Genomic DNA, 12,898 nt, shown 5'->3' on the forward strand with positions numbered 1-12,898 from the left:
AGCGCTTGTTTACATATCAATTTCATTAATTTATAAATTTCATATGCTTATTTTTTTGTCTATGAAATTCATAAGAAGAATGTATGAAGCTGAAAGTTGTAAGTATTTGCTTAATTGTGGGGACGGCGTTCGTAAGTGCTTTGCTCTATTTTGACTCTCAAAAGCTCGTACTTTCGCAATGCGCTGACGAAGAAAAAGTGGAGACTTGGGTTCAATTCGTATTTGACTATTCAATTCTCAATGACTTCAGCATAGAAGCCTTGGAAGAGCGAATCGGCGAAGATTTAGCCCTTTCGAATCTTATTCTCGCAAACTCATGTGTTCCTATGATCCGTAAGAGCGCTGGTTATGAGTTCTTTGATGCTCACAACGCTAAACCTGAAGATATGTTGTCTTCACATTACGAACTCAACCTGCAACACAGCAGTTTGTTGGAACGTGCGTATCAGGAACCAAATTTCTATGTCGTGTTGGTGTTAAGTGAGGACAGCAGTTACTTTGATTTTGAGTACAAAATAGCAGAAACATGGGTTGATTTATTTCCTAACTTCGTGGTTTCCGATGTACGAGCTGGTCCACTAGCTTTGGAGCATGAACTAGGGCACTTAGCATGGGCACAACATGATTTAGAAACGCTATCATCTCAAGTTCAAGGTAGAACACTTGAATCCATGACCGCTGAGGATAACCAGTTACAGATCAAGCGGTATGCTCATGCTGCATTATGTGGTGACTCTGGAACCATCATGAGCTACGAAAAGAACATAGTACCTATCTATTCCAGCCCCAATATTACCTATCAAGGTCGAGTTTGTGGAGACGCTGAAAGCGCAGACAATGCAAGGCTGTTAACCGAGTATGCTCGAGCATTGCGAGCCAAAGTTGATGCACGGTCATGGTAATCGTTACGTTGCTAAGAAATACCTACCTAGGAGGCTAATATGTCAAGAAAGACAGAAGTGTTTCTGTGTCCTAAATGTGGAGTGGAAACGCACCACGTTGTGGTTTTAGTTAGAAAGAAAAGTGCTTTTGAGGGTGATAAAAACCGCGGGAAGAAAGAGTTCATTACTGGGTTTCTCAAAAGTGCTGTCTTCGGTGCTTTTTTAGCTTCGATGGACGATTTTTCTCGTCATTTGATCTGTGAAAATTGTGGTAACAAAACCATTCAAGATTAAGCTGTCGCCTTGGCAGCTTACCCAGAGCATAAGTGTGCGTTTTGATTCGCTGAATATTCAAACCCGAAATTTATTGAGTTAGTGCTTTTACTCTTAACGTCTTTCCATGCCTGCTACTCAGTTTTTTATGAGAGACTGCCGGCGCTAACCTACTGCTATTGTTGATAAATAATTCAAACTTTATTGTAAGAAGAACAGAGAAAGACAACCTTAAGCTTCCCTTCATTTTTGAGAGTTGATGAGATAATTGATGCTTAAGTTTATTGACATTTGTGTCTTTTGTTTCACATTGTTGTGATTTTTATCACATAAAATGCAAATTTATAAAAAATAGTTAAATGAATATAAATTCACAGATATGCAGCCCATTTGTGTTGTAATTAGAGTTCTCTGCCTTTAATTATTCATTTTGTGAATGTTTGTGTAATTTTTATCGACCTTAATGGGTGACTTTCTATTCAAACTACTCTTGGGTTACGTCAATATATTAGAAAACTCGAATTTGATATTATTTCCATCTTTTGTTTTAAATGCGAAATTCATTATTAACAACGGATGGTTTTGATGATTTCTCTTATTAGTATTCTTCAGTTATAAGATTAAATAATTAGCCTACCAAAATGACATAACAAGGATTGTTATAACGGAATGATGTTCTCATAAATGCATCTGTTCTATTAACATGTATTTCTCATTTCTGTCTCTTTCAAAGCTTGTTTTTGTAAGTTGTTGATAAAGATCGGTATTGTTGTCATTTTTAGTAATGACGACAACGATTGCTTTATATGATTGTGCAATTTTTAAAAATGGAATCGTTATATTGTAACAACGTTGACTTATCGCGAGTTATAAATTTCAAATAGCACAAATAACTAAAAATAGATCTATCAAAAATAGAATAAGGATTTAACCATACGAGAAATCTTATGGTTGATAGGTTTATTGGTCTGATTGTTACTTATTTAGAATGTCATTCCAATAATCTGTTTGTCTTTAAGTTTGTTCTAATGAACTTAATTTTCATGGAAGTTTAAAAACATGCAGCACACAACTAAGTGGACGATGACCCCGCTTGCGATGCTGTTAGGTACGCTGTTTTCAATGCCGTTACTCGCAGAAGAAAACAACGTAGCTGATAGCAGCGGGATCGAATCTACACAAAATGAAGGAGAGTCGTCATGTATAGTTTGTAAACTAAGTGGGTCCGTTTACCTCTCTTACGATACAAATATTTACGACAAAGACGACTATCGCTCCGTTCGCAACTTTTCTTGGGGCGGGGATCTCAACTACGCGATTTCAAAAGACATCAAAGCTTTCTTTTCTGCCGGTGGTTACCGTGCTCTAGAAGATGAAGTTGGAACTTATGCAACGGATTCAGTACTGGGCTTGCAATACTCGAATCTGTATCGCTTTGGTGAAACGGGGAAAATTGCTGTTGCAGGTCAGTTCACCATACCTACCTCAGAAGACTCGCGAAACGATGAGCTACAAACAGCTTTTCGTTTAGCCGTACCGGTCTCTTTTTCTTTGTGGAGCGTTGATTTTTCTATCGCGCCACGACTCAAAAAGAACTTCCACAAGTACAAAACGAATGGCGGTCGCTCACTCACAGAGTGGACCTATTCACTGTTTTCTGTCGCTGAAAAGTCTTGGGATTCGTTCTCTCTGGGCATCACGGCTTTAGGTGGTAACACCATCAGTTATCAAGGGACTCGACGGAGCAGTTGGCAGTATGAAGGTGCCTTATACGGAACCTACAAATTCAACAAGAGCTGGTCACTAACGTTGGCAGCATCCTCTACCGGCTTCTATCAAGATGCGGAACGAGGAACGCTGGGCAATATCGACCTGCTTGACCAAGAGAAAGCGTCATACATCGCCTCTGTTGCTTACTCCTTCTAGGAAAATAACAAAAATTAAGGATATCCAAACCATGTTTAAAAAATTAACTCTGGTGTCAGCGATCACTGCCGGACTTGCCGGTTGTGGTGCTGACGATCAGGCTTATGACTATGTCGAAAGAGATGCAAAAGAAATCGCGGTTAAAGACCTAAAAGACGGTCGTTGGTTCTACGTACCAACAACTGGTGCAGCACCAAGATTCGCGCTAAACCAATTCCCATTTTTACAAGGTTCGCCTCGTTATGTTGAGCTGTGTTTCAGTAAAGAAGGTCTGGAAGTTCGTAATTACGACAAAAACTACCCAGACGCACATCTGACCAAAGACGCGAACAACTATTGTGGCGAGGAGAAGTTCGTTGCCGATGATGACGATGTTAACTTTGCACATGTTCTGACTATTCCTGGTGACTTTGCAGCATACCGCTGTAAAGAAGATGGTCACGGTGACTGTACGAACAAAGAAGAAACTAACGAGGATGCGAGTCTAAACTACAAGAGTAAGACCCACTTTACTCCGCGTCCGGAAGATCTTGAGATCGCCGAATTCAATATGGAAGATCTGTATGGGATCACGGATGGGCTAACCGAAATTGGTTCGCCGCGCGTAATCTCATGGGATTTTGATCCAGAGAAGGGCACGTTAAACTTCGAACTTGAGCGCTCGTTCCGCATTGACTTGGATAACATGTCAGCCTACATCAACGAAGATACCAAAGCGGGTCTTGACGACATGCTGGTCGATGGCGCGTTTAAATCTCGTTTTTATTACTCTCTAATGCACGAGAGTGTGGTGGCAACCAAAGACTACCAACCGGTTCTATATCCTATTGGTGACGAGAATGACATTGGTTTCTTTGTCTCTGAGACAAAGCAGCTTAACCCTATCACAAACAAGTATGATCGTGATGTGGTGTACCTGAACCGTTTCAACCCTGATCAAGATTCAATCAAGTATTATCTGACCGATAACTTCTTTGAAGAGAAAAACAAAATCTTCTTAGATGCGACGCTTGAATCCATCGATAAGATGAACCAAGCACTTAGATTATTTGGTGCGGATTCTGGCAAGCCAGAAATTGAAATCGTAAACAAAACCAAAGGTGCAGGTATACACCCGGGTGATTTGCGTTACAACGTGATCAACTTGGTGGATGAGCCGCTGGCGAACGGCTTGTTAGGTTATGGTCCTTCCGTTGCTAACCCAATGACGGGTGAGATCATCAAAGGTCACGTAAACCAATACGCTGGTGTGGCAAGAACTGGGGTTCCTTATTACTGGGATAACCTAGCCCGATTCTACAACCGTAATCAATTGGACTTAGACGGTCTCGATCCGTTACCAACGACAAGCTCCGCGACAACAACATCAGAAGTTTCAGAGAGAATTGAGTCGCTCTCAACTATGGCGGCAATCGCGAAGCTGGAAGCGGACGAAAGTATTCCTGCGCCTCTTGTGTCAAAAGAAGAAATGACCACAAGCAAAGCAGCGACTAAAGCGCCAACGGAGCTAAAGAAAACCTTCAGCGATGAGTTAGATTTTGAAAAGGTGGTCGCAACAGAAGAAAACCGTTTATCTTTCTGGGCGGAGCACAATGTTTACCCAATCGAAGCATCGTGGGTTTCTTCAACCAGCAAAGCCATGCTTGATAATTTGAAACTGGATGACGACCGTTACTTCGAAATCAAGCTAGATGATGCTGGCAAAGAAGTCTCTCGAGAGCTTAAGCGTTGGAAACACCTACCAAAAGATCTGCAGGTTAAAACGGCAGATGCGATTACTGTAGCGACTTACAGTAATACGCTGGTTCATGAGCTTGGTCATAACTTAGGTTTACGTCATAACTTTAAAGGTTCGAATGACAAATCAAACTACTACACGCTAGAGCAAGCACATCAACTGGGCTTGAATAATATTCCTGCGTACAGCTCAACCATGGACTACGCGCCGAGTATGTTGGATGAAACACCAACATGGGGTCTGTACGATATTGCAGCGTTTAAGTTCGGTTATGGTCGTAAAGTTGAAACCGTTCAAGTATCTTCGGGCTCAGCTCCAACACCTGTAGCGAAGCCAGCAGACGACGCTAGCGATGAAGCGAAAGCAGCATACAACAGCTACCTAAAAGAACTGCAAGACTATCAGCAAAGCTTCGCCTACAGATTTGGTGATAACGCTGAGAATGATGCACTCATGGTGTGTTCTGAAGTTAAGAAGTTAACGGGCACAGACAGTGGCAAATCTCTGTACAACTGTGACTTTAGCCGATTTGACACTGCAGCACTGTCTGATGACTCGGAACTTAAGGCAAAGACGCGTTACGGTGTGCTCTATTATCTTGATAAAGTCAATGAGATTGAGCGTAAGTCATATGACTTCTGTACTGATGGTAACGTCTCACTAAACAGCGACTGTAACCGTTTTGATGAAGGGACAAACTTAGAAGAAATTGTCTCTTATGAATGGCAAAACTACCTTGATAGTTATGACCGCCGCAATTTGCAGCTTTACGGAACGACAGGGTTGTACTCCACAGATTACATAGGTTACCTATTACGCCGCTATTCTGAGATGAACTCGATTCGTGACAAGGTGGAAGATCTCGAACGCATCGATAACTTGTACACCAACTTAGGTTATACCGCTAGTACAGATAAGCCAGGCGATTTCTTGCTGCGCCTAGCATCAAACCCTCAATACTGTAGTGAAGGCAAAGCAGATAACTCATGGTTCTGTGACTACGCTAATGGTGCGAAGAAATCAGCAGCGTTCTTCCTTGATGTTTTGCGTACACCAGAGCACCAATGTGTGATTGAAAATGCGTCAGGCAATCAAAAAGTGATTTCGTTTGGTAAATTGCTGGATAATAACTCACACCAAATTCCGGCGGATTACGATTTGTCGGCAGCAAATTGTTTTGATGAGTTAGCGGCGCGTTTCATTGAAGATGCCGATGAAGGTTACAAGGCGGTTGCAGAGACACAAAACGGACGCTTCTTGAACTCTATTGGCAGCTTTGACCCTGATTACCCTTGGTCAAACGCCGTGTCAGTGTTGGGTTACTGGCCAGACAAAGCGCTTGCGAGCTATTTCTTGGCACGTCGATTCTCTAACCGCTACACCGATGAAGTGAGCTTTGCTTCGTTGTTGGACCTACCAGGTGTTCAAGCTGAATATGAAGATATCATGGGCAACATTGTGGCAAATGATGCGTTAAGCACGCCTGTCGCGCTGGTAGATAAAGAGGGTAAGCCATACACCAACCTAAAAGGTACCACGGTGAACTTACACCTTACTGAGCAAATGGAGTCCTTACCTCCAATGCCACGTGGTATTTATCGATTCTTGGGCATTGACGCAGTCAGTCGTGAACGTATCGGTGATGTGATCCTTGAAATGGGCGTTAGCCAAATGCAGTCTGACGATTACAAAGTTAAGGCTCGTGGTAAAGCGCAGTTTGATGCATTCACTAAACAACAAGATCGCTACGGTATTATTGCAGGTGACAAAGTAGAGTTTGTAATTGATGGTAAGAAGTTTGTGGCAACGAAAGCCAACAAACTGGCTTATGATTACGCAAATCAGCTAGTTACCAGCGAAGGCTACGATCTGAAAAACTACTTGGATAACTACGATTCGGTACAACTAAGCAAGATTGCTTCGGACATTGAAAAGGCATGGGGACCATTCCGTACATCGATTCTTCCTGCATACCACGATGCGGTATTGCTACTGGATGCTCCAATGGTAAATGCAATGAAAACTACCATTGATGCAGACATTGCAGCAGGTGTGCTGACGTTTAGTACTTCATTCGGTAACTTTGTGAGAGCGAACCTGACTTCAGGTGATCTTGTGATGGATTCAGTTGCAGGAACATTAAGTTATAAAGGTGGCAAAGCACATAAGACGACAAAAGTATTTGAAGCTTACACTGACGCAATGGCTCTGATTTATAACAACTACACAAAAGACATGATGTTTGCAGTTGATAATGTGTATGCTGGCTATGTCGCGTCTGCGGATGCAGACAAAGATCTATGGCTGAAAGATCTGAATCTAATCCAAGCGTACATTCGTGGTGACATCGGTACGGTAGCCGGTGAGTACTATGAAATGCTAGATCGTCTGCCAGAAGCGAGTGATTTTGAGTAATTAAACCTCAACCAATAAAAACAAAGGCCTGCAGAAACGCAGGCCTTTTTAGTGTCAGTCGCTGTTAGATTAAGAATGGAAGATCACTTGTTCGTCTTCGGTCATTACAAGCGTCGCTTTGTTTTGCTCAATAAGCTGAGCGGCATAAGAAGGCGTCACGGCTTGAATCTCGCCTTTTGCTTTTAGCGTCAGTGATTCCCACGCTTGGTCACGATATTTACCCGCTTGGGTGTATTGAATCAGTACTTTCATAGCTTCACGCTCCGGTGTGGTTGACGTGCTACTTAAGTTAGCGCTCCTACAGCGGTTGCGCACCTGTTAAAAATGAAACATTAGATTAACCAAATAAGGTGGTACGTCGTTTTGCATAAATCGCAGTATTGACAGCTTAAGTTAATGGCATTAACTTAATGGTGTTAACTATTTATTTTGAGACGATGATGAGCGAAAAAAGCAGTAAAGGGCGTCCTGCGCAAATTTCTGGAAAAGACGTGGTTGAGTGTGCCTTAAACCTAGGGTTAGAAAATGTAAGCATGCATGCGCTGGGCAAACAATTGGGGGTCAGCGCGACGGCACTGTACCGACATGTTGGCTCTAAAGAAGCGTTGGTCGATTTATGTTGCGACTATGTACTAGGGAAAGTCGAATTGCCGCAAGAGAAAGACTGGGAAGCATACCTTTACACGTTTGCGAAAAACTTTAGACAAGCACTTATGTCTATTCCGGGTTCGGTCGCGTTTATTCGCCATAGCCAAAGTTTCACGCCGGCTTCAAGCATCATCGTCAACGATATTTTAGGTATCTTCAGAGAGGCCAAATTTGAAGCAGAAGTTGGTTTTATGGCGTTTGCGAGTGTTTATACGCGAGTAACGGACATCGTTGAGCATCAAGAACAAGCTGCACGCAATGAACCTCAATCTTTTCCTGAATTGGACGCCGAGCAACTGCCTCATTTTGCGTGGTTAATGAGTCAAGCTAAGCCCGTGGACTATGACAAGTACTTCGATGATGGTATTCGAATCACGATCGAAGGTCTCAAAGCCGTTTACAAATAGAACGCATTACTCGAGAGGTGGATATGTCGTCATACATTGATAACGCGATCGGTGGTTGGATTCGCAATGCTGAAAAAACAGGTGAGCTGAAAGACAACCCTTACAGAGGTAAAAAGCTCGACCTTGAAGACTATTTTAAAACACCCGCTGAGCACCGAATGGGTATGAAGATTCTTAAAGACGCAAACTGTCTACCGCCAGCGGTGCAAATGATGCAGCTTATCGAGAAGAAGCAGAAAGAATTCGAAAGCTCAGAAGATCCTGAAACGAAAGAAGTGCTGAGAAAGGAAATTATGGCGCTTAAGTTGAAGAAAGATCTTCTGATTGAGGCTAATAACTGATCTCAGCAAAACATGTGTATTCGTCAGTGGGTATTCGAATCGATCAATAACGATCCCAGTACGGTGTATCAGTGCCGAGTTTTTCGCTGATGAAGTCAATGAACACTCGCACTTTCAATGGCATGTGCTTACGCTCTGGAAACACCGCATAGATGGCATGCTCTGGGAGGGAGAAGTCTTCCATTAGCGGTTTTAAGTTACCGGCTGCAAAGTCTTTCGCGGCGATAAAAGTCGGTAATTGGGCGATGCCAGACCCTCTTAATAGCAACTGGCGAATCGCTTCACTGTTGTTGACCACAAAGTTGCCCTTTGGCAGTACCTTGTATTCGTTGCCGCTGTTGATGAACATCCACTCGACGCCGCCTCGGAAATACGAATAACGCAAACAGTTGTGTGTCACCAAATCGCTTGGTTTGGTTGGTACACCAAATTCTTCTAGGTATTCGGGAGAGGCACACAGCACGCTTTTACACGGAGCAAGGCGTTTAGCGACAAGGTTAGAAGTCGCAAGTTCGCCGATGCGAATCCCCAAGTCAAAGCCTTGTTCAACCAAATCCACCATGGCGTCTTCTAACTGCAAATCGACCTCAATTTTCGGGTAACGTGCAAGAAATTCGCTGATAAGTGGCGCAACGTGCAAAACGCCAAAAGACATCGGGGCTGTGATTTTGAGCCTACCTTGCGGTGAGCCTTGCAACTCGGAAACGGCATCGACACCTTGTTGAGCAAGGTTCACTGCTTGTGAAGCGTACTCGAAGTATCGACGTCCAGCTTCGGTTAAGCTGAGCTTTCTTGTGGTGCGATTAAGCAAGCGAATACCGAGGTCATCTTCGAGTTGATTAATGCGTTTGCTGATCGCCGATTTGGTGAGGTTCAACTGCTTGGCTGCAAGGGAAAAGCTGCCGCATTCTACGACAGCGACAAATACTGGCAGTGACGCAATGGCATTCACGGTGTGCTCCTAGGTTATTGGGGTTATCTATTATTAGTCATATTGTTGAGAAAAACGATACAATCATTTTCCAATTATAGAGATTACCTTCAAGAAGAAAACAATTAGACTATGTGGCAGAAAACGACCTGGATATTGGAAAGAAGAAAATGAAATACGATTGGATCTTGTTTGATGCTGACGAAACCTTGTTTCACTTTGATGCCTTCAAAGGTTTGCAGCTAATGTTTTCTCGCAAAGGCGTAGACTTCACCGAGCAAGATTTTGCCCACTACCAAACGGTCAACAAGCCACTTTGGGTAGATTACCAAGATGGTAAAGTGACAGCAGATGAGCTCAAGCACAAACGCTTTACTGAGTGGGCAGAAAAGCTCAATACCACAACGGCGGATCTCAACACAGCATTCTTAGAAGCGATGGCAGACATCTGTACTTTGTTGCCGGGTGCGAAAGAGTTGATGGAAGCGCTGCAAGGTAAAGCCAAAATGGGCATCATCACCAATGGTTTTACCGAGCTGCAAGCGATTCGTCTAGAACGCACAGGTATGAGCGATTACTTCGAGCACGTGGTGATTTCTGAACAAGTCGGTATTGCCAAGCCGGATCTAGGCATTTTTGAGTACGCGATGACACAAATGGGTAACCCGTGTAAGACGCGCGTCTTGATGGTGGGTGACAACCTGCATTCTGATATCTTGGGTGGTAACAACTTCGGTATTGAAACATGTTGGCTGAACACCACAGGCGCAAGTGTGGATGAGCGCATTGCACCAAGCTACACGGTGGAATCGTTGAATGAGCTTAAGAGCATCCTCATCGCTTAAGCTTAAGTAAAGAAATAAACGGAAAAAGCGCTGATTTCTCAGCGCTTTTTTGTTTTTATCGATACTGTTTTGTGTCAATCGATCTTGCTTATTAGTTTGCGTTTTTTTCAGTCAATTCGCCTTGTACTTGTCGTTCTTTCTCACCAAGCTTGAAGTAAATCTTGCCGACGATGACCTCTGAAATCAGGATGGTAAACACCACCGCAAAGAAGGCTACAACACCGTTCCAAGGACCACTAAAGTCAACCTTTTCACCAAATAGGATGTTAATTGCTTCTAGCATCACGAACTTCGAACCGACCAAAATAACGTAAGTCGAAAGACCGCGATAAATCTTAGGTGCCGTGCCCGGTTTCGATTTAAAGTACTCTGCAATTTTGTGTTCCGCTTTGATCGACAGCTTCAAAAGCAACTGAAGCAGCAATGCCGCGGCGAAAGAAATCGTAAACGAATCAATCGTTACAAAGTCCCAGTATTCGTCATAGAAGTTCAGTACCGTAAGGTCTACCAATACCGCCAAGGTATAACCAACAAACAGACGCTGTGGAGTGTTGAAACCGTAGACTTTATCCGATGCGCTCATAAGAACCCTCAATCAATAATGAACAAGTTTGCAAAGCCATGCCTTGCGTCGATGGGTTAACTATATGAGTTCCCCGGTGGGAAAACTTGCCATTTCGCGCCATTGGAATTATTGCGATGAATGATTATTTTTATGCGACATATTGAACTTAAATAAGCGCCTCGAATTTGAAAACCGTCTACAAACTGACACGCAAACAGCGTTAGAATGGCGCTTAATCCAACAAGTTATTTCGAAGAATCAAGCAGTAAGGACTCTCATGGCAGACATCAAGCAGCTCGACAGCAAAGTGGTGTATCAAAACAAATGGATGACGGTACGTGAAGATAAAATCCAACGTCCTAGCGGAGCCGAAGGCATTTACGGTGTGGTCGATAAGCCAGACTGTGCGGCGATTCTGGCTATCGATAACGGTGTGATTCATTTAGTACAGCAGTTTCGTTACACCGTAGGGCAACGTTGTTGGGAAATCCCGCAAGGGGCGTGGGAATCAAATCCAGATGCGGATCATCTTGAGCTAGCAAAAGGTGAACTTCGTGAAGAGACCGGCATGCAGGCTAATAAGATGGAGTACGTTGGTGCGCAGTTCATCGCTTACGGGTTCTTAAACCAGACTTGCCACGTGTACTTCGCGAGTGAGTTGTCTGAAGTGGGCAATCAGCTAGACAGCGAAGAAGAAGATTTGATCACTCGTTCGTTTTCTGTCGAAGCGTTTGAGCGCATGATGATAGACGGCGAAATCAAAGACTGCGTGACCATTGCCGCTTATGGTTTAGCAAAATTGAAAGGCTTGGTATAAGCAAAAAGAAGCTATTAAGTTACCCAAGGTGATAAGGCAAAAGGCTCGCGATGAGCCGTTTCGTGATTATTATAGGGATGAATTAGCGCCGCTTTTTGTTGCCACAGGTGCTTATCACCACAGATGTTGGCGTGATGTTATTCGCCGCCACCATCACCACCGTCTCCTCCAAAGTCTCCGCTGTCAGCATCGAAATCATCAGAATTGGTGGCGGGTTGTTGTTTGTTGTAGTCCTGAATTTCTGCGTAAGTCAGTAAAGCACTGACGCTTACAAGATCTGTCGCTTGGTCAAACAAGGCAAGTGAGACTTCTGATTGAAATTCAACATGCTCACCCAGCTCTTGGCTTAGCCCTATCGACACGTAAGTGGTTTGGTTAATGAACATGCCGTATGCGAGAAGGGTGAAAGCGTCGTCTGTTTTTCCATTTTCTTTGAGTGCCCAATCGATCTCTTTCTTCGCGTAATCCGTTTTCTCACCATACTTGAGCACGAGTTTAGGTGTAATGTCTTTTGCGATTTCTCGAATTTGGCGGTTTCGTTTCCAACTTCCAAACATAATGATTTCCTTTCAACAGGCGGTTAATCTTGGGCTATCGTCTCTCTAGTACTTCAATGAGTTCATATCGGTACAAACTTGTATCTGCTGGCGCATTCTCTGGAGTAAATTGCTGGATGCGTTTGACTTTTAAGGTGTACTCATAGCCGGGTTCAAATTCAAAACCGTCAATTTGATCATAGAAGTAGTTACCGTCCACGACCATGCACTTCATTGGAGCCACACCCACGCAGTCTACACGCTCAGGAGCGACATGAATTGTCATTGTGTTCATGGTGTCATCAGAATTGCGCTGAGCACAACCAAACAGCACCGCTGCCATCATAGGCAATACAATATAGTGTTTTAGATTCATTCTTTGTTCCTTAAAAAGTGACCAAATTATCATAGCAAGATTGACGAAAAACGACCTTGAACTTTGCGTTAGGGGCTTTGTACCCAAGTGATTTCAAGATGCAGGGTTCAGAGCGTTGTCATTGAGTCGAGTTCAAGGAAAACAATGCAGCGTAATAGCTAGCTCTTGCCAAGTTGTATATAGTATTTCATTCATCAAC

13 protein-coding genes are annotated in these 12,898 nt (G+C 43.4%); 8 read left to right on the forward strand and 5 right to left on the reverse strand.

Annotated features, from left to right (window positions below; all coding sequences use genetic code 11):
• The first annotated feature begins 83 nt into the window (after positions 1-83).
• The 4 genes from OH463_RS11050 (at position 84) to OH463_RS11065 (ending at position 7,233) form a co-directional block, all read left to right on the forward strand.
• Positions 84-902, forward strand: a complete 819-nt coding sequence (locus OH463_RS11050; RefSeq protein ID WP_009696883.1) for a hypothetical protein — start codon at positions 84-86, stop codon at positions 900-902.
• Between the two features lie 39 nt (positions 903-941).
• A complete protein-coding gene (locus tag OH463_RS11055) occupies positions 942-1,175 on the forward strand; it encodes a hypothetical protein (RefSeq protein ID WP_005445432.1) in 234 nt (77 codons plus the stop codon).
• Between the two features lie 1,038 nt (positions 1,176-2,213).
• Positions 2,214-3,080 carry a hypothetical protein gene (locus tag OH463_RS11060; protein ID WP_045487056.1) on the forward strand — a complete coding sequence of 289 codons (867 nt, stop codon included), beginning with the start codon at positions 2,214-2,216 and terminating at the stop codon, positions 3,078-3,080.
• A 31-nt stretch (positions 3,081-3,111) separates the two neighbouring features.
• Entirely contained in the window at positions 3,112-7,233 is a 4,122-nt protein-coding gene (locus OH463_RS11065) for a zinc-dependent metalloprotease (protein ID WP_269991255.1), read from the forward strand.
• A gap of 69 nt (positions 7,234-7,302) precedes the next feature.
• On the opposite strand, the gene OH463_RS11070 is transcribed toward OH463_RS11065, so the two are convergent.
• Positions 7,303-7,485 (reverse strand): hypothetical protein, encoded by a 183-nt coding sequence (locus OH463_RS11070; RefSeq protein WP_005445428.1) that lies wholly within the window; start codon positions 7,483-7,485, stop codon positions 7,303-7,305.
• 185 nt (positions 7,486-7,670) lie between these two features.
• Here OH463_RS11070 and OH463_RS11075 point away from each other — a divergent pair, with 185 nt between their 5' ends.
• Both OH463_RS11075 and OH463_RS11080 read left to right on the forward strand, forming a co-directional pair.
• Positions 7,671-8,288 (forward strand): TetR/AcrR family transcriptional regulator, encoded by a 618-nt coding sequence (locus OH463_RS11075; RefSeq protein ID WP_244663320.1) that lies wholly within the window; start codon positions 7,671-7,673, stop codon positions 8,286-8,288.
• Positions 8,289-8,311: 23 nt separating this feature from the next.
• Positions 8,312-8,629, forward strand: a complete 318-nt coding sequence (locus tag OH463_RS11080; protein WP_009696887.1) for a DnaJ family domain-containing protein — start codon at positions 8,312-8,314, stop codon at positions 8,627-8,629.
• A gap of 43 nt (positions 8,630-8,672) precedes the next feature.
• On the opposite strand, the gene OH463_RS11085 is transcribed toward OH463_RS11080, so the two are convergent.
• Entirely contained in the window at positions 8,673-9,581 is a 909-nt protein-coding gene (locus tag OH463_RS11085) for a LysR family transcriptional regulator (RefSeq protein WP_009705076.1), read from the reverse strand.
• Between the two features lie 149 nt (positions 9,582-9,730).
• On the opposite strand from OH463_RS11085, the gene yjjG reads away from it, so the two are divergent.
• Positions 9,731-10,405, forward strand: a complete 675-nt coding sequence (gene yjjG / locus OH463_RS11090; RefSeq protein WP_005445424.1) for a pyrimidine 5'-nucleotidase — start codon at positions 9,731-9,733, stop codon at positions 10,403-10,405.
• Between the two features lie 91 nt (positions 10,406-10,496).
• Here the strand turns inward: yjjG and OH463_RS11095 are convergent, their stop codons facing one another.
• On the reverse strand, positions 10,497-10,988 hold the full coding sequence (locus OH463_RS11095; RefSeq protein WP_047516277.1) for a hypothetical protein: 492 nt from the start codon (positions 10,986-10,988) through the stop codon (positions 10,497-10,499).
• A 259-nt stretch (positions 10,989-11,247) separates the two neighbouring features.
• On the opposite strand from OH463_RS11095, the gene OH463_RS11100 reads away from it, so the two are divergent.
• The gene (locus OH463_RS11100; protein ID WP_005445422.1) at positions 11,248-11,787 is read left to right on the forward strand and encodes an NUDIX domain-containing protein; all 540 of its coding nucleotides are present in this window, start codon (positions 11,248-11,250) and stop codon (positions 11,785-11,787) included.
• Positions 11,788-11,924: 137 nt separating this feature from the next.
• Here OH463_RS11100 and OH463_RS11105 read toward each other — a convergent pair whose 3' ends face one another.
• Both OH463_RS11105 and OH463_RS11110 read right to left on the reverse strand, forming a co-directional pair.
• Positions 11,925-12,344: a DUF6559 family protein gene (locus tag OH463_RS11105; protein ID WP_269991256.1), complete on the reverse strand. Its 420-nt coding sequence runs from the start codon at positions 12,342-12,344 to the stop codon at positions 11,925-11,927.
• 34 nt (positions 12,345-12,378) lie between these two features.
• Positions 12,379-12,699 carry a DUF4377 domain-containing protein gene (locus OH463_RS11110; RefSeq protein WP_005445420.1) on the reverse strand — a complete coding sequence of 107 codons (321 nt, stop codon included), beginning with the start codon at positions 12,697-12,699 and terminating at the stop codon, positions 12,379-12,381.
• Positions 12,700-12,898 lie beyond the last annotated feature (199 nt).

This window comes from Vibrio sp. NFR, assembly GCF_027587095.1.
In the GTDB taxonomy this organism is placed as follows: Bacteria; Pseudomonadota; Gammaproteobacteria; order Enterobacterales; family Vibrionaceae; genus Vibrio; species Vibrio harveyi.